The following is an 18,488-nucleotide window of genomic DNA, read 5'->3' on the forward strand; positions in this document are numbered from 1 at the left end:
CATTGGACGAGCGGATGCCCCTCGCGGACGGGATCGAGGACCTGGCCGGCGCGGCCGCACGCGGCGACCCGGCGGCGCTCGACGCGCTGCTGGTGGCGGTACGGCCGGAGGTGCTGCGGCTCTGCGCCCGGCTGCTACCGCACCGCGAGGACGCCGAGGAGGCGTGCCAGGACACCCTGCTCGCGCTGGCCCGGGGGATCAGCCGGTTCGAGCGGCGCTCGTCGTTCCACACCTGGCTCTACCGGCTCGCCGCCAACCGGGCCCGCTCCACCTACCGGGTGCTGCGGCGGCGCTGGCTGGTCGAGGCCGGCGGGGTGCCGCTGCCCGACCGGCCCGACCCGCGGCGCACCAGCGTGGTCGCCGGCACCCGGCTCGACCTGCTCGACGCGCTCGACGCGGTCCGCCCGGAGCTGGCCGAGGTGGTCACCCTGCGCGACGTGCTGGAGCTGAGCTACCGCGAGATCGCCGACCTGCTCGCCGTGCCGGAGGGGACCGTGAAGTCCCGCGTCCACCTGGCCCGCCGGCAGGTCCGGCAGCGGCTGGCCGATGAGTGAGCGCAGCCGGCCCGGCCGCCGACCGCTCGCCGGCGCGGCTCTCCTCGCCCTGGTCGCGGGGGTCACCGGGTGCGGCAGCGACACCCCCGTCTCGCCGCTGCCCGTCCGGCCGCCGGCACCGGTCGCCGCCAGCGCCACCCCGACCGGCTCGGCCACCGCCAGCACCCCGCCGACCCCGCCGGGCCCGTCGACCGTCGCGCCGACGAGCCGGCGTCCCGCGCCGGCCGGCCCCGCGCCCACGACCCGGAGCAGGGGTACGCGCACGCCGTCGCCGACGCCCGCCTGCCACGGTCCGATCCGCTACGACATCGTCCTCGCCGAGACCCAGCTGGAACTGATCAAGTCCCTCTGCTTCGCGGCCGGCGCGGTGCTGCGCATCCAGGGCATCGGGCCCGGCCTGGTCACCGTGGACCGGGAGGACCTGGTCTCCCGCCACTACGAGGCGGGAGTGGTGGACATCCGCTTCGTGCGGACCGGCACCGTGGCGGTGACCATCCCGCAGGACGGCCGCGAGCACACCATCACCGTGGTGGTCGTCTAGCCGCCCGATCGGGTGTCGAGAGTGGGACCGGGACCTGGTGCTGGGCGTGCTTCCCGAACTCGCTCTCTGGCCGCCGGCGGGTTGGCACAGTGGGAGAAGTGACCAGGAGAGGGCCGGGACTGCCTCCGGATCAGCACCGCGCGCGGTTCTTCGGGCCTGTTCAACTCGCCGGCGAGGGCGTCGGGGTGACCCGGCTGGAGCTCTTCCTCGACCTGGTCTTCGTGTACGCGTTCTTCACCACGACGAACCTCATGGAGGAGCGGTTCGGACTCGAAGGGCTGCTCGAAGGTGTGGTCGTGGTCCTGCTGCTCATCCGGTGCTGGGTCGGCTACCTGATGCTCGGCAACATCGTCCGGCTGGACCGGGGGATCATGGTGCCGCTCATCTTCGGGGTTGCCGTGGTCATCCTGTTGCTCGGAGTCGCCACGCCGGTGACGTTCATCGACCGGCCGGGCGGGCTGTTCGGCCCGCTCATCTTCGTGGTGGCCTTCGTGCTGGCCCGGCTCGGGGCGATACTGATCCTGATATATGCCACCTGGGACTCGCAGCGGACCCGTGGACCAGCCGTCCGCGCGCTGCTGCCGCTGTCGGGCAGCGGTCTCCTTCTGTTCTGCGGCGCGTTGCTCCCCCACCACCTGCCCCCGAGTGTGAACGGGCAAGCCGTCCGAATCGCTCTGTTCCTCTCCGCCGCGGTCGTCGACTTCGCCGCCCGGCGTGCGCTCAGCGTCGGCAACTGGCAGATCGTGTCGGTGCCGCACTGGACCGAGCGGCACCGGCTGATCGTGCTCATCGCCCTCGGCGAGACGATCATCTCGATCGGCACCAGCCGGGGCTTGAGCGGTGGCCCGCCGATCACCTGGTCGATCATCGGCGGCTCGGCGCTGAGCCTCCTGGCGGTGGCGGTGCTCTGGTGGCGCTACTTCGACATAGCCGGACCTGCCGCACAACAGGCCATGGAGCGGCAGCCGGCGGCAGCCCGGTCACGGTTCGGCCGCGACGCGTACAGCCTGGGGCACCTGCCGCTGATCGTCGGCCTCGTCCTGCTCGCGCTCGGGCTCAAACGCGCGTTGAGTTCGGTCGAGCCGGCGACCGCGTACCGGTGGGACGACCTGAGCCTGCTGGTTCTCTACGGCGGTGTCCTCCTCTACCTGCTCGGGCTGGTGGCCCTCGAGCGCCGCACGATCCGCCTGCTGGGGCGCAGCCCGTTGGTGGGGATCATCCTGGTCGTCGCCCTGGTTCCGGTCGCGGTGCAGCTGCGTGCGGCGGCCGCGGTGGGACTGCTCGCCGCGATCCTCGTCGGCACCGTGCTGGCCGACCTCACCGTCTTCCGCAGGCGGCACCGTTCACTGCATGAGTTGGTCGCGCCGGCGGCGGCCCGGGCTGCCGCCAGCGGTGTCACCCCGAAGGAGTTGTTCCTCGATCTGGTGTTCGTCTACGCGTTCATCCAGGTCACCGTGCTGATGACCCGCCACCCATCCTGGACGGGGGTCGCCCAGGGTCTGGCGGTGCTCACCCTGCTGTGGAGCGCGTGGGTCGGCTATGCGCAGCTCGGCAACGCGCTTCGCAGCGAGTCCACTCCTGCCCGGTTGAGCGTCCTGCTCATCGTGGCGCTGGTACTGATGATCGGCATCGCCATCCCGCAGGCGTTCGAGCGCGTGCCGGAGGGCCTGTCCGGCCCCATGATCGTTGTCAGCTGCTACATCGTGCTCCGCGTGCTGCATCTGGTCACGCTCTGGCGGGTCGCCGACCGCCCGGCGCTCAACGCACAGGTACGGCGGACCGTCGTTCCGACCCTCGCGGCGCTCGTCCTGCTGCTGGCCGCGGCACTCGCCGCCACCCGGCCGGACGGCCAGTACGAAGTCAGCCGGCTCGAAGCGATTCTCTGGCTCGCGGCCGTCGCCGTCGAACTCGCCGGCGGTTATCTCGTCGGCCTGAGGCACTGGGGGGTCCGCTCGGCGAAGCACTGGACCGACCGGTACGAGCTGATCGTCCTCATCGCGGTGGGCGAGGTGATCATCTCGACCGGTGTGGCCGTATTCGACCACCCGATTTCCTGGTCGGTCATCTTCGCTGTCGCGTTCAACATGATCCTGCTGTCGACCCTCTGGTGGACGTATGTCGACCGTGGCGCTGTCGCCGGACATCGGACCCTGCAGGCCTCGACCGGTGCACGGCGAGGGGCGTTGGCTCGCGATGCCTACGCCTACCTGCACCTGCCCATGATCGCCGGCCTGATGCTGCTCGCCTTCGGCCTGCGGAAGCTCCTCGAACTGATCGCCCACCCGTCAGGACCAGCGCACGCACCGCTCGGGCACGCAACCCTTTTCACCGGAGTCGTCGTCTATCTCCTCGCGAACCAGGCCTTCTGGTGGCGCATCCGGCGCGAAATCCGGTGGTTCCAGGTCTGTGGAATCCTGCTCATCGCGGCCCTCGCGCCGATCACCAGCCCGCTACCCCCGCTGTGGACGTTGGCCATGCTGACCACCGTCAGCACCGCCGTCATGGTGATCGACACCCGCCGCACCGCCGACCTCCGGCGACACCTGCACGAACCGGCGCCCTCGGCCATCCTCGTCGATGCGCGCCCGGTCAAACCCATCGAGTGACGGCCCGGTACGGAGCCCAGAACCCGCTCAGCGCGGCGGGCGTACCCGCACCCCGGCGAGCAGCGCGTCGACGAAGTCCGTCCCGGCACCCGGCGGCGGGGCGACCTGCACGTAGAGCAGGCCCGCCGGGCCGGCCAGCCCGGCCGCCTCGACGATCACCGGCCGCCCCTGCGGGCAGGCGTACCCGGCCACCACCCAGTCCACCCCGCCGAGGCGGGTACGCCGCACCGGCGCGGCGGCGCAGTCGGCGTGCGGCCGCTCGGCGACGAACCCCTCGGCGGTGGTCCGCCGGGCGATGCTGACGGAGAGGCCGACGAAGGCGCCCGGCACGCTCGGGTCGGCCGCCCAGCGGGCCGGGTCCGGCGAGACGACCAGCGCCGGTTCGAGGTCGCCGTCGTCGCCGTACTGGCCGGCCCAACCGGTGCCGGCGGCCCGCCAGCCCGCCGGCAGGGCGACCGTGACCGGACCGCTGCTCGCGGTGCCGTCGCCGGCGCGACGGTGGCTGGCGGCGTCCCCGGCCGCCCCGCCCAGCGCGACGAGCGTCAGCAGGCCCGCCCCGACCAGCCCGGCCCGGCGTCGACGGTCAGGCGGTCCCGTGGCCGCCCCCGCCGCCGGCGTCTCCTCGGCGGGTCCGCCGGGGCCGGGCGGTGTCGCGGCTGCCCGCAGCGCCGCGCGGAAGGCCGCCGCGTCCGGGTAGCGGTCGGCGGGGCGGGGCGCGGTGGCCCGGCGCAGCACGGCGGTCACCGCCGGGGGCACGCCGGGGCGGGGCCGGAGGAGCGCCCCGGGCCGCTCGGCGGCGCAGAGCAGCGTCACGCCGAGCCGGCCCAGCCCGAACACGTCGGCGCGGGTGTCCACCACGGCGAGCGGGTCGTCCTGCTCGGGGGCCATGTAGCCGGGGGTGCCCGCCCGGGCGGTCAGCCCGGAGGCGGCGGCGAGCGCCTTGGCCAGCCCCAGGTCGGCGACGAGCACCCGCTCGCCACCGGGGCCGGACCGGAACAGGATGTTGCCCGGCGTCAGGTCGCGGTGCACCACCCCGTGCTCGTGCAGCACGGCGACGCCGGCCGCGATCTCGTCGAGCAGGTCCACGACGGACGCCACCGGCAGCGGGCCGCCGGCCAGCCGGTCCCGCAGGCTGCCGCCGTCCGCCCAGGCCAGCACGGCGTACGGCCGGCCGTCGGGCAGTTCACCCACCGCGTGCACCCGGATCAGCCGGTCGTGGTCGAGCCGCCGCAACAGCCGGGCCTCGTCCAGGAAGCGTTCCCGCACCCGCAGGTCGTGGCTCCAGTTCTCGGCCAGCACCTTGATCGCCACCCGGGAGTCGAGCACCGGGTCGTGCCCGAGCCAGACCGTCGCGAACGACCCCGCCCCGAGCAGCCGCTCGAGCCGGTAGGAGCCGATCCGCACCGGAGCGCTCATGGCGTCACCCCCGCGATCCGCCTCTCCGGCGGAGCCTCCGCCTCGACCGTAGACGGCCCGCCCGCCCGGCGGCACTCCCCGACCGGCCGGCCGCTTCCCGCCCGCCGGCGGGCCGCCGGGTCGGAAACCCGACGAACCGATCCGGTGCGGCCGGAGACCAACAGGACAGGAGACCCCGCACCCAGGAGGAGAACCACATGAACCGTCTCTCGTCCGTCGTCGTCACGGGGGCACTGGCCCTCGCCACGATCGGCACTGTCGCGGCCCCGGCCGTCGCCCGATCCGACACCGATCGCACCGCCACCGCCAACGGGCCCGCCCGCACGGCCACCACCCAGCCGGTCGCCCGGGTGACCACGGCCCGGTCGGCACAGGTCGAGGTGCTCAGCGTGCGCGGCACCGGCCCGTACCGGATCGGCGCCCGGCTGGAACGGCTCGTCGCCGCCGGCCGGATCGACTGGACCGCGCCCGGCTGCGCCGGGGTGGTGCACGCCGGCGCCACCGGCGAGTGGGCCGGCGTGATCCTGCTGGCCTTCCGGCACGGCCGCCTGGTGGAGGTGGGCACCGCCACCGCGCCGCCGCGCTCGCCCGCCGGGGCCGCGGTCGGCATGCCGTTCGCGGAGCTGGAGCGGATCTACGGCCCGCGCGGCGCGCTGATCAGCAACGACGCCGGCACCGCGAGTGCTTACCTGGTCCGCTTCGGGTCCCGGGTCGAGCTGTTCACCGGTCACCCGATCCGGCCGGGGGTCGGCTACTTCCAGGTCGGCCCGGCGTCCTACGTCGAGCGGACCTTCCGGCAGAGCGCCTCCTGCTGACCCCCTCCGACCCGCCCCGGCCCGGCCCGCGTCTCCGCAGGCCGGGCCGGCGGCTTCTCCGGTCGACCACATCATCAGTGATCGGCACGACGATATGGGTCTGGACAACAGTGTGTGGCACACAGTATCGTGTGACGCATGGTTAGCGATGAGATCCTCCGGACCCACCTCCAGGAGCTACGCCGGGGCACGGTCGTGGTGGCGAGCCTCATCGCCCTGCGCCGCCCCGACTACGGCTACGCGCTGCTGCAACGCCTCACGGACCACGGCTTCCCGGTCGACGCCAACACGCTCTACCCGCTGCTGCGACGGCTGGAGGAGCAGGGGTTGCTGACCAGCGAGTGGAACACCGAGGAGAGCCGGCCGCGCAAGTTCTACCGGATCAGCGAGGAGGGCGAGTCGGTGCTGGGCCGACTCCTCACCGACCTGGCCGCCGTGCAGACCTCCCTGACCGGACTGATCGAAGGAGCCGACCGATGACCACCATGACCGACCGCTACCTCGCCGCGACCCTGCGCTCGGTGCCGGTCGCGCGCCGCGAGGAGATCGCCACCGAGCTGCGCGGCTCGATCGAGGACATGATCGAGGGCCGTGCGGCCGGCGGGCAGGACACCGCCACCGCCGAGCGGGAGGTGCTCACCGAGCTGGGCGACCCCGCGCAGTTGGCCGCCCGCTACGCCGACCGCCGGTTGCAGCTCATCGGCCCGACCTACTACCTGGCCTGGGAGCGGCTGCTGAAGCTGCTGCTCAGCTTCGTGCCGGCCACGGTCGGTATCGTGGTCGGGCTGCTGGCGGCCACCGACGGCGAGAACCCCGGCGGGGCGGTCGGCGAGGGCATCGCCACCGCCCTCACGGTGGCCGTCCACATCGGCTTCTGGGTCACCCTGGTCTTCGCGGTGCTGGAGCGCACCAACACCGCCCTGCACCTGCCGCAGTGGAGCGTCGACCAGCTGCCGGAGGGGCCCGTCGACCGGCAGATCACGCTGACCGACACCGCTGCGGCGATCGGCTTCCTGGGCCTCTTCATCGCCTACCTGCCGATGCAGCACTTCCGGTCGTTCGTCCCCGCCGACGGGGACGACAACCTGCCGATCCTCGACCCGGCGCTGTGGAGCTTCTGGCTGCCGTTCCTGATCGCCGTGCTGGTCGCCACCGTCGGCCTGGAGATCGCCAAGTACCGCGCCGGTCGCTGGACCTGGCCGCTGGTCGCGGTGAACGCGGTGCTCAACCTGGCGTTCGCGGTGCCGGTGATCTGGCTGATGTCGACCGACCGGCTGCTCAACCCCGACTTCGTGAACCGCTTCGAGTGGCTCGGCGAGGCCGACAACCTGAACACCGTCGCCACCGTCGTCGTCGCCGGCACGGTGCTGGTCGTGCTCTGGGACACCGTCGACAGCGCGATCAAGGCGTACCGCAACCGGCACTGACCGGACGAGCGCCGCGGCCCGGCACCCACGGGGGTGCCGGGCCGCGGCCGACCCGTCGGACTCAGCGGCTCACCGTGGTCTCCCGCTCGATCCGTGACAGCTTCTCGGGATTGCGCACGGCGTAGAGCCCGGTGATGAGCCCGTCGTCGATGCGCAGCGCGACGACGGTGTCGATCTCGCCGTTGAGCCGGAGGATCAGCGCCGGGTGGCCGTTGACCTGTGCCGGGCTCAGCGACGCCACGGAGGCGATCCGGTCCAGCCCGGCGGCCAGCAGGCGGGCCACCTTGTCGGCTCCCACGATGGGCCGCGGGACGGCCTGCTTGACGCCGCCACCGTCGCCCAGCAGGACGACGTCCGGCGCGAGGATGTCGAGCAGGTGCTGTAGGTCGCCGGTCTCGACCGCCCGCTGGAACGCCGCGAGGGCGTCCCGGGTCTGGGCCGGAGAAGCGACCCCGCGTGGGCGGCGTGCCGCGACGTGTGCCCGTGCCCGGTGGGCGATCTGGCGGACCGCGGCCGGGCTCTTGTCGACGGCTTCCGCGATCTCGTCATAGTCCAGGTCGAACACCTCGCGCAGCACGAACACCGCCCGCTCGGTGGGCGCGAGCGTCTCCAGGACCAGCAGCATCGCCATCGAGACGCTGTCGGCCAACTCGACGTCCTCGGCCACGTCGGGCGTGGTCAGCAGCGGCTCGGGCAACCAGGAGCCGACGTAGGACTCCTTGCGCCGGCGGAGCGTACGCAGCCGGGTGAGTGCCTGGCGGGTGGTGATCCGGACCAGGTACGCCCGCGGATCCCGCACGGTGCCGAGGTCGACGCCCACCCACCGCAACCAGGTCTCCTGCAGGACGTCCTCGGCGTCGGCGGCCGAGCCGAGCATCTCGTAGGCGACGGTGAACAGCAGATTGCGGTGGGCGAGGAACGGTTCGGTGGCGGAGTCCATGCGGCCACCGGGCGCGTGCGGCTCGTCGGTGTCCACTGGTCGCTCGCTCATGGCGGCTCCTGCCCTGTTCGCTGTCAACTGTGCCACCCATTGGACGCTGGCCCCCGCCGCCGTGTGACATCCGCGGTCGGTGGCACAGGCCACATCGCGGCGCTGTCACAAGGCCCGAATCGCCGGCATCTCCATGTCCACGAGACGCCGCGCGAACGATCCGCGCGGCAGGCAACTCCACGAGCAGGAGCTTGGTCATGAACGAGCACGCCACCCACCAGCAGGTCGCGCTGATCACCGGAGCGAACAAGGGGATCGGCCGCGCGAGCGCCGAGCAGCTCGCCGCGCTGGGCATGACGGTGCTGATCGGTGCCAGAAATCCGCAGCGCGGCGAGGAGGCCGCCGCGGCGGTGCGCGCGGCGGGCGGCGACGCGCACGCGGTCACCCTGGACGTCACCGACCCGACCACCGTCCAGGCGGCCGCGAGACAGGTCGAGGAGCGCTTCGGCCACCTCGACGTGCTGGTCAACAACGCGGGCATCACCGGATCCGGGCAGGTCTCCCCCGAAGACGCCCATGATCAGGTCCCGAGCTCCGTCGACCTGGACATGGTCCGGTCGGTGTTCGAGACCAACGTGTTCGGCGTGATCGCGGTGACCAATGCCCTGCTCCCGCTGCTGCGGCGGTCGCCGGCGCCGCACATCGTCAACGTCAGCAGCCACGCCGCGTCGCTGACCATCTCCAGCGACCCGGACGGCCCGCTGGCCGGCCTGCTGCCGTCGGCGGCGTACTCGCCGTCCAAGACGGCGTTGAGCGCGCTGACCGTGCAGTACGCCAATGAGCTGCGCAAGGACGGCATCCTCGTCAACGCCGTCGCCCCCGGCTTCTGCGCCACGGACAGCAACAACCACACCGGTTTCCTCACTCCCGCGCAGGGCGCCGCGGTCGTGGTGCGCCTCGCCACGGTCGGCGCGGACGGACCGACCGGCGGGTTCTTCAGCGCGGACGGCCCGGTGCCCTGGTAGCGGTCAGCCGCGCGGGCCGACCACCTGGCCGGCTCAGCCTGGACACCCGAGCAACGGGAATCGCCGACAACCCCGCAAGGAGATGCTGATGAACCTCGCGCTGTGGATCGTCACCGGACTGCTCGCCGCGGTCCTCCTGGTCAGCACGTCCAAAATGTTCGTGCCCAGGGAGAAGATCGCCTCCGTGGGCCACGCCGGGGAATGGGTCCTGGACTTCAGCCCCGGCGCCCTCCGGGCCATCGGAGCCCTCGAGCTGCTGGCTGCGGCGGGCCTGATCCTGCCCGCCGTACTCGACATCGCGCCGGTGCTGGTGCCCGTGACCGCCACCTGTGTGGCGTTGCTGTTCGCCGGCGCGGCGACCATGCGCCTCCGCCGTGGCGAGCGGGCGACGATCGTGCCCGACCTGGTCTATCTCGCCCTGGCCGTCTTCGTGGCGTGGGGCCGCTTCGGCCCCGAGTCCTTCACCGGCTGACCCGCCGCGGCGTCGGGCCGCCCCTGCCCGGGGCGGCCCGACGCCGCACGTCCGGGGTCGGGACTACCGGTCGCCGCGGGCCCAGCGCGCCGGTGATGGCCGCGGCGAGGAAGCCGGTCCAGGCCGTCGGGCCGAAGGCCAGCACCGGTCCGCCACGGCCCTTGCTGTCGCGTACGCCGGCCACGCCGGCCAGGTTGGTCGCCGCGCGGCCGGCCTGGCGGTGCTGGGCCGGAGCGGGCCGACCCGGCCGGGTGCCTGACCGGTGGCGGCCGGCGGGATGAGATCCTCACCAGGGTGACCACCGAGACGGGCGACGACTGGCGGCGACCGGGACCCACCCCGGAGCAGCAGCGGTTCGACGTCTACGTCGGGCTGGCCGCCACGGTCCTGGCGCTGTTCAGCCTCACCCTGGCCCGCAGCACCGGAGCGTTCCTGCTCGGGCCCCCGCCGTCCGGCCCGGAGCAGGTCGTCTGGACCGTCGCGGTGACCCTGCCGCTGATCTGGCGGCGCCGCTTCCCCGTCGCCGTCACGCTGGTCATCTCGGCCGCGTTCATCGCCGCGCAGGCGCGCTCCGCACCGGAGACGCAGCTGTCGTCGTGGGCGCTGTTCGCCGCCCTCTACACCCTCGGCGCCTGGGGGCGGGACCGTCGGCTGTCCCGGCGGCTGCGGATCGGCGTCATCGCCGTCATGTTCGTCTGGCTCGGGGTCTACTACGCGACCACCATCGGCAGCATCCCGCCGGACGCCTTCGCCCGCGCGGTCGGGCCGGTGCCCCCGGTGCTCGCCGCGATCGTCAGCGGGGTGCTGGTCAACGGGCTGTACTTCGGCTTCGCGTACTTCTTCGGCGAGACCGCGTGGCTGGCCGCCCGGCGCCAGCACGAGCTGGCCGAGCAGGCCGAGCAGCTGCGCCGCTCGCAGGCCGAAGTCCGCGAGCACGCCGTGGTCGGCGAGCGGGTCCGCATCGCCCGGGAGCTGCACGACGTGGTGGCCCACCACGTGTCGGTGATGGGCGTGCAGGCGTCCGCCGCCCGGCGGGTCTTCGACAAGGACCCGGTGAAGGCCCGCGCGGCACTGACCGCGATCGAGGAGACCGCCCGCACGGCGGTCGACGAGCTGCGCCGGATGCTCGGCCTGCTGCGCGCCCGGGACGCCGGCCCCGCCGAACAGCCCGGCCCCGCCGGGATCGACCAGGTCCCGGCCGTGGTCGCCCGCGCCCGCGAGGCCGGACTGCGGGCCACCCTGGGGGTGTACGGGGAACCGGCGCCGCTGCCGGAATCGGTGTCCCAGGCCGCGTACCGGGTGGCCCAGGAGGCCGTCACGAACGCGCTCAAGCACGCCACCGGGGCGACCGTGCTGGACGTACGGATCCGTTACCTGGCACACGAGGTGGAGGTCGACGTGACCGACGACGGACGGGCCAGCCGGCCGGCGAACGCCGACGGGCTGGGCCTGATCGGCATGCGCGAGCGGGTCGCCACGCACGGCGGCGCGCTCGAGGTCGGCCCGCGCGACCACGGCGGCTGGCGGGTGCGCGCCCGCTTCCCGCTCCCGGTGCCGGCGGAGCGTCCGGCGTGAGCGCCGACGCGCCCGCAGCGGACCGGCCGATCCGGGTGCTGCTCGCCGACGACCAGCACCTGGTCCGCACCGGCTTCCGGGTCATCCTCGAGGTGGAGGACGACATCGAGGTGGTCGGCGAGGCCGCGGACGGTGAGCGGGCGGTCGGCATGGCCCGGGCGCTGCGCCCGGACGTGGTGCTGATGGACGTGGAGATGCCCGGCGTCGACGGGCTGGCGGCCACCCGGCGGATCACCGCCGACTCCGACGGGCCGGGCGGGCCGGCGGTGCTGATCCTCACCACCTTCGACCGGGACGACTACCTGTTCGCCGCGCTGCGCGCCGGGGCCAGCGGCTTCCTGCTGAAGAACGGCACGCCGGAGGACCTGGTCGAGGCGATCCGGGTGCTCGCCCGCGGCGACGGGCTGCTCGCCCCGGAACTGACCCGGCGGGTGATCGCCACCTTCGCCCGGCCCGGCGACGCGGCCGGCGCGGGCATCTCGCCGGAGGCGGCGCTGCGGGAACTCACCCCCCGCGAACGGGAGGTGCTGGTACTGGTCGCCCGGGGCGCCAGCAACGCCGAGATCGCCGCCGAACTGCACCTGGGCGAGGCGACGGTGAAGACGCACGTCAGCCGGGTGCTGGCCAAGCTCGGGCTGCGCGACCGGGTGCAGGCGGTGGTCTTCGCGTACGAGCACGGGGTGGTGCGGCCCGGCGGGTGACCGGCCTCCGCCGCGAGGCGGACCCGGAGGTTCCCCCGGCGGGCGGACGGCGGCCGACGCGTGTCGATCTAGCGTGGTCGCCGTGACGAACGTGCTCCGCCTCGACGGGGTCGACCGCAGCTTCGGCGACCGTCAGGTGCTCCAGAACGTGTCCTTCGACGTGGTCGCCGGCCGGATGACCGGCTTCGTCGGCGGCAACGGCGCCGGCAAGACCACCTCCATGCGGATCATCCTCGGGGTGCTCGCCCCGGACGCCGGCGAGGTCAGCTGGGAGGGCGTGCCGCTGACCCGGGAGGTCCGCGGGCGCTTCGGCTACATGCCGGAGGAACGCGGCCTCTACCCGAAGATGAGCGCCCGAGAGCAGGTGGCCTACCTGGGCCGGCTGCACGGGATGACCGCGGCGGCGGCGCGGCGCAACACCGACGCGCTGCTGGAGCGGGTCGGCCTGGCCGAGCGCGCCGACGACCTGCTGGAGACGCTGTCGCTGGGCAACCAGCAGCGCGCGCAGATCGCCGCCGCGCTGGTGCACGACCCCGAGGTGCTGGTGCTCGACGAGCCGTTCTCCGGCCTCGACCCGCTCGCCGTGGACACGGTCGTCGGCGTGCTGCGGGAGCGGGCCGCGGCCGGCGTGCCGGTGCTCTTCTCCAGCCACCAGCTCGACGTGGTGGAGCGGCTCTGCGACGACCTAGTGATCATCGCGGGCGGGCTGATCCGGGCCGCCGGCAGCCGGGACGAGCTGCGCCGGACGTACACCTCGCCCCGGTTCGAGCTGGTGGTGGCGACCGACGCCGGCTGGCTGCGGGACCAGCCCGGGGTGACCCTGGTCGACCTGGACGGCGCCCGCGCGGTGTTCGACCTCGCCCCCGGCGCCGACGAGCAGCCGGTGCTGCACGCGGCGCTCGCCCGCGGCCCGGTCCGCGCGTTCCGCCCGGTCAGCCCCTCCCTCACCGAGATCTTCCGAGAGGTCGCCCAGTGAACACCACGCAGGCCACCCGCCTGGTCGCCGCCCGGGAGATCCGGGTCAAGCTGCGCGACCGCACGTTCCTGTTCAGCACCCTGTTCTTCCTGCTCATCGCCGCGGCGGCGACGATCCTGCCGCCGCTGCTCTCCGGCGGCCCGTCGAGTGTGGCGGTGACCGAGGCGGCGGCCGGGCCGCTGCGCGACGCCGGTCTGGAGGTGCGGACGGTCGCCGACGACCGGGCCGCCGAGCAGGCCGTCCGGGACGGCGACGTGGACGCCGCCGTGGTCGCCGGGCCGGCCGTGCTGGCGATGGACGAGGCGCCCGACGACGTGGTGGCGGCGCTGAGCAGCCAACCCGCGGTCCGGCTGCTGGACCCGGACGCGGTGGACCCGGTGGTGGCGTTCCTGGTGCCGTTCGCCTTCGCGTTCGTCTTCTTCGTCACCTCGCAGACCTTCGGCGTGCAGATCGCGCAGAGCGTGGTGGAGGAGAAGCAGACCCGGGTGGTGGAGATCCTGGTGGCCGCGGTGCCGGTCCGCGCGCTGCTGGCCGGCAAACTGCTCGCCGGCACGGTGCTGGCGCTCGGGCAGATCGCGCTGATCGCCCTGGTCACCGTCGTCGGCATGCGGTTCGTCGACAGCGGCGGGCTGCTCGTACTGCTCGGGCCGGCGATCGGCTGGTTCGTACCGTTCTTCCTGCTCGGGTTCGTGCTGATCGCGGCGATGTGGGCGGCGGCCGGGGCCCTGGTCAACCGGCAGGAGGACATCGCCGGCGTGTCGATGCCGGTGCAGCTCGCGGTGATGCTGCCGTTCTTCGCGGTGATCTTTCTGAACGACAACGCGACGGCCATGCGGGTGCTGTCCTACCTGCCGTTCTCCGCGCCGACGGCGATGCCGCTGCGGCTGTTCACCGCCGACGCGGCCGGCTGGGAGCCGCTGGTGTCGCTGGCCCTGCTGCTGGTGGCGGCCGCCGCGTTCCTGGCCGCCGGGGCGAGGGTGTACGAGGGGTCGCTGCTGCGCACCAACGGCCGCACCTCGGTCCGGGCCGCCTGGCGCTCCCGGGAGACCGTGGGCTGACCGCCGGCCGCCCGGCCCGGTCGCTCGGCCGGGCCGGGCGGCCGGGTCGGGCGGGTCAGCCGGGGACGGTGTCCCAGCCGGCGGGCAGCCGGGGCGCCGGCCAGGCCGGGTCGGGCTTCCAGGAGGCCCAACTCTCGTCCCACCAGTGCTCCCCCGCGTCCAACAGGGCGGCGATCCGGTCGCCCTCGGCCTGGATGGCGTCCGCCATCCCCGGGTAGCGCCCCTCCTCGAGGCGCTGGGCGAACATCTCCACGTCCTTCCAGACGTAGCGCTCGGCGTCCGCCGGCCACCACAGGTCCAGCTCGTGGTCCAGGGTGTCCACCCCGATCGGGGTACGCCGGAACGGGTCCTGGAGGTTGAAGTACCAGCCGGCGAAGGCGCGGTCCGGGCCGGTCCAGAAAACGTCCAGCGAGTGTGCCTCGCCGGGGCGTTGCAGCATCAGCTTGCCGTGCCCGCTCCAGGCCCGGTGGCCGGCGGCCTCCCACGGGTGCCGACCGGCCGGAAAGACGCCGCGTCGGGGGAAGCCGAACTCGGCGCCCGGCGGCAGGTAGAGCGCGAGCAGGTCGGGCGTGTCCTCCACGCAGATGGTCGGGCAGCCGAACCAGACCTCGCCGAGCAGGATCTCCCGCCGGACCACCACGTCACCGGGCGCGAACCGGCGCCCGTCGACCACCTGACCAGCGCTGTCCCCCGCACCACCGCTCAGCTCCATCCGCCCAGCCTAGGCAAGCCTCTCGACTCGGCATCGGGTGGGCGGTGAAGTCCTCGAACCGCCACGGCCCGGGGGGCGGCCTGCCAGCAACGTGCGGGGCCGTGGCGGTCGGGGGCGACGCACCGCTCGACGGCCTCCCCGCGCTGGATCACGGACGCGGGCAGTGGGCAAGGTCGGGGTCGCGAGTCGGACAGAAGTCCCGCACGGGACATCCCACAGTGGACCCGGACGGCTAGCATCGGCTCCGCAAGCCCGCCCACGAGTACGGAGGCGAGCATGTCGACGTCCGGCTTCCAGGTGGATCCCGAGGCGCTGCGGGCCAGCGCGGAGTCGCTCGACCGGTCGGTCGACCGGATGGCCGAGGTCCTGGAGCAGTTCGAGAGCACGGTGCAGGGGCTCGGCGAGCCGTGGGGCGGCGACGACCTCGGTACCCTGATCGGCGAGCTGTACCTCGGCATCCACGACCTGGCCATGAGCTGCTTCGAGAGCAACGGCGAGGTGCTCGGGCAGTTCGCCGCCGGCCTGCACACCATGGCCGACGCGTTCGAGGAGGCCGATCAGCAGGTCGAGGCCGGCCTGCGGAAGATCGGCCAGGCGTTGGGCGGGTGACGCGATGGGGCTGCAACTTCCCGGTGAACTCGTCTCGCTGCTGGGGATGCTCGGCTACAGCTGGCCGGAGGCCGACGAGGAGAAGCTCTTCGAGCTGGGCCAGCACTGGCTCAGCCTGGCCGCGACCGTGCAGACGGTCGGCGCCGTGGCGCAGCAGGCCGGCGAGTCGGTCTGGGCCGCCAACACCGGCCAGGCGGTCGCGGCGTTCCAGCAGCGGTGGAGCGGCCAGGAGGCGCCGATAGCGAACCTCACCGACGGCGTCAGCGCCGCCCAGGGTGTCGCGGTGGGGCTCTTCCTCACCGCCGGCGTGGTCCTCGTCCTGAAGATCAACGTGATGGTGCAGCTGGTCCTCCTGGCGATCCAGATCGCGCAGGCCATCGCCACCGCCGCACCGACCTTCGGCGCGTCGCTGGCCCAGATCCCGATCTTCAAGATGATCACCTCGTTGGTCATCGACCAGTTGCTCAATCTCGCCATCGACGCGGTGCTCAATGGGTAAGGGAAAGCTGCGCCGGCTCCGGCGACAGGGGCGCGGCGGCTTCGCCCGGGGCATCTTCGGGCCGGTCGGCGACCTGCTTCGCCCCGGCCAGGACCTGAGGAACCTCGGCCTTCCCCGCGACCGGCTGCGGCATCCCAACGCCACCCCGTTCCCGGTCCGGTCGCTGCGCGGCATCTCCATCCGGTCGCTGCGCGCACAACGCCCGCGCAACTGGACCGAGACCCCGACCCGCAACAACGAGGGCTTCATCTGGAAGGACGAGAACGGCGTCGAGCGGCTGCGCTTCATGCGGCCCACCGGCGACAACCCCAGTGCCAGCCAGTGGAGCCGCCAGGCGAACGGCTATCTCCGCTGGCAGTCCGCCCAGTCCGGCAACAGCCCGGCCGATAACCTCTTCCTCGATCAGGACGGCAACATCGTCGACAAGAACGATCCGCTGTTCGCCGAGAAGACGCACATCATGTACGAAGGCCCGTACCCGTAAGGAGAAACCGTGGAACCGATGCGCGACCCGCGCGGGGCGCTCAACCACATCATGGAGGCCCTCGTCTTCTCCTACGTGTACGACCCGCAGCGCGCGACGTTCACCCTGGTCACCGAGTTCCCGCTGAAGTCGCCTGGCAGCATCCGGGAGTTCGCCGCGTTCGTCTTCGAACAGGTCGAGTTCGAACGCCTGGCCGGCGACCACGCGCCGTACCAGCACTTCCAGGAGACGTACCACGGCATCGGCCCGGGCGGCATGGTCGTGCAGGACATCCAGCAGCGCGAGATCGGGCCCGACCGGCACCGGGTGGAGCTGTGGTTCGGTGACAACTTCGGTGGCGTGGCGGTCAGCTACGCCGGGCTGCGCGGCTGGACCCGGGGGTCGACGGCGGAGCAGGTAAGCCCCCGGCAGTGGGTCTACCGCGACGCGCGCAACAACGAGAAGTTCGACCTCGACTTCCCGTTCCCGAGCCTGGTCGGCCCGCCCGCCTGACCCCCTCCGGGTTACCGTCCCGGCCTGCGCTCAGACTTCCGCGAGCCGGAAGGGGCGTGTGCACTGTGCGAGGATCGTCAACCATGAGTGCGCCGGACCCGACTTATCTGCACGCCCTCGCCGACGAATGCGCGGACCTGGTGTTCCGGCAGTTCGGCCGCCGACTGGACTGGTCACCGGAGAGCCTGTCGACGCTCGACGAGGTGTGCGCCGACCTGCTCGCCGACGGGCCGCTGGCCGAGGAGCGCCTCGGCCTGTGGTGGCGGTTGATCGGCGCCTACACCGGGGAAGTGGCCATCCGGGCCTACGGCGGCGAGTGGGTCGCGCACGAAACGTCGGCGGGCGTCCCAGCGGTCTCGGCGCTCGGCGTGACGGGGTTCCCGTTCGGGCTGGCCGCGCGAGTTCTCGACGGTGAACCGTACAAGAGCCTCGCCTCGTTCGTATGCGCCCTGCCGGCCATCGCCGAACGTACGAGACGCGACTGAAAGCGGCGGCTGGTTCAGTAGGGCGACGGTGACGCGGCAGGTACGGAGAGACCGCGCCGAGCCGACGCCTGGTCGGCTCGACGGACCACCAGCGACCTCAGCCGACCGCGGCCATGATCTCGTCGCTGACGTCGAAGTTCGCGTAGACGTTCTGCACGTCGTCGCAGTCCTCCAGCACGTCGATCAGCTTGAAGATCTTCCGCGCGCCGTCCTCGTCCAGCGGGACGTTGACGCTCGGGATCAGCGACGACTCGGCCGACTCGTACTCGATGCCAGCCTCCTGCAGCGCGCTGCGCACCGCGATCAGGTCACCCGGCTCGGAGACCACCTCGAACGCCTCGCCCAGGTCGTTGACCTCCTCGGCGCCGGCGTCCAGGACGGCCATCATCACGTCGTCCTCGGTGGTGCCGGCCTTCGGCACGATCACCACACCCTTGCGGGAGAACATGTAGGACACCGAGCCGGCGTCGGCGAAGGAGCCGCCGTTGCGGGTCAGCGCGGTGCGCACCTCGGTCGCGGCGCGGTTGCGGTTGTCGGTCAGGCACTCAATGAGCAGCGCGACGCCGTTCGGGCCGTAGCCCTCGTACATGATCGTCTGGTAGTCGGCGCCGCCGGCCTCCAGGCCGGAGCCGCGCTTGACCGCACGGTCGATGTTGTCGTTCGGGACCGAGTTCTTCTTCGCCTTCTGGATGGCGTCGTAGAGCGTCGGGTTACCGGCCGGGTCGCCGCCGCCGGTCCGCGCCGCCACCTCGACATTCTTGATCAGCTTGGCGAACATCTTGCCGCGCTTGGCGTCGATGACGGCCTTCTTGTGCTTGGTGGTCGCCCACTTTGAGTGGCCGGACATCTGCTACCTCCGTCTGTCATTCCACGCCTGCGTCGACTGCCGCACCGATCCCGCGCCGCATCCGGCGATCCGGCGGCCGGTCGGCTCCGCGGGAGATGCCGCGGCGGGGGACGGCCCTGCCGAACTGCGGCAATCCTACCGAGGCGCTCCCCCGGCATGTCACACCCGGCCCGGGGCGGCGTCGGTCGACCGGGCCATGAGGGACAACGACCGGCGGCCGGAATTCATGCCCCGCGAACCGGGGCGCCCTCCCGGTCGGGAGG

Annotated in this window: 22 protein-coding genes; 17 read left to right on the top strand and 5 right to left on the bottom strand. The window is 72.9% G+C overall.

The genetic code is table 11. From position 1 onward, the window contains the following. Positions 1-14 precede the first annotated feature (14 nt). The 3 genes from ACVCAH_RS29025 (at position 15) to ACVCAH_RS29035 (ending at position 3,701) form a co-directional block, all read left to right on the top strand. Entirely contained in the window at positions 15-554 is a 540-nt protein-coding gene (locus tag ACVCAH_RS29025; protein WP_447139408.1) for an RNA polymerase sigma factor, read from the top strand. Further along, entirely contained in the window at positions 547-1,095 is a 549-nt protein-coding gene (locus ACVCAH_RS29030) for a hypothetical protein (protein WP_447139409.1), read from the top strand. Before ACVCAH_RS29025 ends, ACVCAH_RS29030 begins: the two co-directional genes overlap by 8 nt. Before the next feature lie 98 nt (positions 1,096-1,193). Further along, a complete protein-coding gene (locus ACVCAH_RS29035) occupies positions 1,194-3,701 on the top strand; it encodes a low temperature requirement protein A (protein ID WP_447139410.1) in 2,508 nt (835 codons plus the stop codon). A gap of 27 nt (positions 3,702-3,728) precedes the next feature. On the opposite strand, the gene ACVCAH_RS29040 is transcribed toward ACVCAH_RS29035, so the two are convergent. After that, on the bottom strand, positions 3,729-5,117 hold the full coding sequence (locus ACVCAH_RS29040) for a protein kinase domain-containing protein (RefSeq protein ID WP_447139411.1): 1,389 nt from the start codon (positions 5,115-5,117) through the stop codon (positions 3,729-3,731). Positions 5,118-5,314: 197 nt separating this feature from the next. Here ACVCAH_RS29040 and ACVCAH_RS29045 point away from each other — a divergent pair, with 197 nt between their 5' ends. From ACVCAH_RS29045 to ACVCAH_RS29055, 3 genes are all read left to right on the top strand, one after another. Next, a complete protein-coding gene (locus ACVCAH_RS29045; RefSeq protein ID WP_447139412.1) occupies positions 5,315-5,932 on the top strand; it encodes a hypothetical protein in 618 nt (205 codons plus the stop codon). A gap of 138 nt (positions 5,933-6,070) precedes the next feature. Continuing rightward, positions 6,071-6,412 (top strand): PadR family transcriptional regulator, encoded by a 342-nt coding sequence (locus tag ACVCAH_RS29050; RefSeq protein WP_447139413.1) that lies wholly within the window; start codon positions 6,071-6,073, stop codon positions 6,410-6,412. After that, on the top strand, positions 6,409-7,359 hold the full coding sequence (locus ACVCAH_RS29055; RefSeq protein WP_447139414.1) for an HAAS signaling domain-containing protein: 951 nt from the start codon (positions 6,409-6,411) through the stop codon (positions 7,357-7,359). The genes ACVCAH_RS29050 and ACVCAH_RS29055 overlap by 4 nt, the downstream gene beginning before the upstream one ends. Before the next feature lie 61 nt (positions 7,360-7,420). Here ACVCAH_RS29055 and ACVCAH_RS29060 read toward each other — a convergent pair whose 3' ends face one another. After that, on the bottom strand, positions 7,421-8,350 hold the full coding sequence (locus ACVCAH_RS29060) for an RNA polymerase sigma-70 factor (protein WP_447139415.1): 930 nt from the start codon (positions 8,348-8,350) through the stop codon (positions 7,421-7,423). A 197-nt stretch (positions 8,351-8,547) separates the two neighbouring features. Here ACVCAH_RS29060 and ACVCAH_RS29065 point away from each other — a divergent pair, with 197 nt between their 5' ends. Together ACVCAH_RS29065 and ACVCAH_RS29070 are read left to right on the top strand one after the other, a co-directional pair. Next, positions 8,548-9,315 (top strand): SDR family NAD(P)-dependent oxidoreductase, encoded by a 768-nt coding sequence (locus ACVCAH_RS29065; RefSeq protein ID WP_447139416.1) that lies wholly within the window; start codon positions 8,548-8,550, stop codon positions 9,313-9,315. Positions 9,316-9,403: 88 nt separating this feature from the next. Then, on the top strand, positions 9,404-9,787 hold the full coding sequence (locus ACVCAH_RS29070) for a DoxX family protein (protein ID WP_447139417.1): 384 nt from the start codon (positions 9,404-9,406) through the stop codon (positions 9,785-9,787). Here ACVCAH_RS29070 and ACVCAH_RS29075 read toward each other — a convergent pair. Continuing rightward, positions 9,777-9,971, bottom strand: a complete 195-nt coding sequence (locus ACVCAH_RS29075) for a DUF397 domain-containing protein (protein ID WP_447139418.1) — start codon at positions 9,969-9,971, stop codon at positions 9,777-9,779. The two genes, ACVCAH_RS29070 and ACVCAH_RS29075, sit on opposite strands and share 11 nt — an antisense overlap. Positions 9,972-10,081: 110 nt before the next feature. On the opposite strand from ACVCAH_RS29075, the gene ACVCAH_RS29080 reads away from it, so the two are divergent. From ACVCAH_RS29080 to ACVCAH_RS29095, 4 genes are all read left to right on the top strand, one after another. Continuing rightward, positions 10,082-11,362, top strand: coding sequence for a sensor histidine kinase (locus ACVCAH_RS29080; protein WP_447139419.1), 1,281 nt, complete (start codon positions 10,082-10,084; stop codon positions 11,360-11,362). Further along, a complete protein-coding gene (locus tag ACVCAH_RS29085) occupies positions 11,359-12,063 on the top strand; it encodes a response regulator (RefSeq protein WP_447139420.1) in 705 nt (234 codons plus the stop codon). Before ACVCAH_RS29080 ends, ACVCAH_RS29085 begins: the two co-directional genes overlap by 4 nt. An 82-nt stretch (positions 12,064-12,145) precedes the next feature. Further along, a complete protein-coding gene (locus ACVCAH_RS29090) occupies positions 12,146-13,039 on the top strand; it encodes an ABC transporter ATP-binding protein (protein WP_447139421.1) in 894 nt (297 codons plus the stop codon). Further along, positions 13,036-14,097: an ABC transporter permease gene (locus ACVCAH_RS29095; RefSeq protein ID WP_447139422.1), complete on the top strand. Its 1,062-nt coding sequence runs from the start codon at positions 13,036-13,038 to the stop codon at positions 14,095-14,097. Before ACVCAH_RS29090 ends, ACVCAH_RS29095 begins: the two co-directional genes overlap by 4 nt. A gap of 55 nt (positions 14,098-14,152) precedes the next feature. Here ACVCAH_RS29095 and ACVCAH_RS29100 read toward each other — a convergent pair whose 3' ends face one another. Continuing rightward, complete coding sequence (locus ACVCAH_RS29100) at positions 14,153-14,809, bottom strand: DUF402 domain-containing protein (protein ID WP_447139423.1); 657 nt, start codon at positions 14,807-14,809, stop codon at positions 14,153-14,155. Positions 14,810-15,085: 276 nt separating this feature from the next. Between ACVCAH_RS29100 and ACVCAH_RS29105 the strand changes: the two genes are divergently transcribed. The 5 genes from ACVCAH_RS29105 to ACVCAH_RS29125 all read left to right on the top strand — a co-directional run bounded on the left by ACVCAH_RS29105 (position 15,086) and on the right by ACVCAH_RS29125 (position 17,378). After that, positions 15,086-15,418, top strand: coding sequence for a WXG100 family type VII secretion target (locus ACVCAH_RS29105; RefSeq protein ID WP_447139424.1), 333 nt, complete (start codon positions 15,086-15,088; stop codon positions 15,416-15,418). Positions 15,419-15,422: 4 nt separating this feature from the next. After that, positions 15,423-15,917 carry a WXG100-like domain-containing protein gene (locus tag ACVCAH_RS29110; protein WP_447139425.1) on the top strand — a complete coding sequence of 165 codons (495 nt, stop codon included), beginning with the start codon at positions 15,423-15,425 and terminating at the stop codon, positions 15,915-15,917. Next, positions 15,910-16,401, top strand: coding sequence for a hypothetical protein (locus ACVCAH_RS29115; RefSeq protein WP_447139426.1), 492 nt, complete (start codon positions 15,910-15,912; stop codon positions 16,399-16,401). Before ACVCAH_RS29110 ends, ACVCAH_RS29115 begins: the two co-directional genes overlap by 8 nt. Positions 16,402-16,410: 9 nt before the next feature. Next, positions 16,411-16,893, top strand: a complete 483-nt coding sequence (locus tag ACVCAH_RS29120) for a hypothetical protein (RefSeq protein WP_447139427.1) — start codon at positions 16,411-16,413, stop codon at positions 16,891-16,893. Between the two features lie 83 nt (positions 16,894-16,976). Next, positions 16,977-17,378 carry a hypothetical protein gene (locus tag ACVCAH_RS29125; RefSeq protein WP_447139428.1) on the top strand — a complete coding sequence of 134 codons (402 nt, stop codon included), beginning with the start codon at positions 16,977-16,979 and terminating at the stop codon, positions 17,376-17,378. 97 nt (positions 17,379-17,475) lie between these two features. Here the strand turns inward: ACVCAH_RS29125 and ACVCAH_RS29130 are convergent, their stop codons facing one another. Further along, positions 17,476-18,225, bottom strand: a complete 750-nt coding sequence (locus ACVCAH_RS29130) for a YebC/PmpR family DNA-binding transcriptional regulator (protein WP_447139429.1) — start codon at positions 18,223-18,225, stop codon at positions 17,476-17,478. Positions 18,226-18,488 lie beyond the last annotated feature (263 nt).

It is taken from the genome of Micromonospora sp. LZ34, assembly GCF_052981855.1.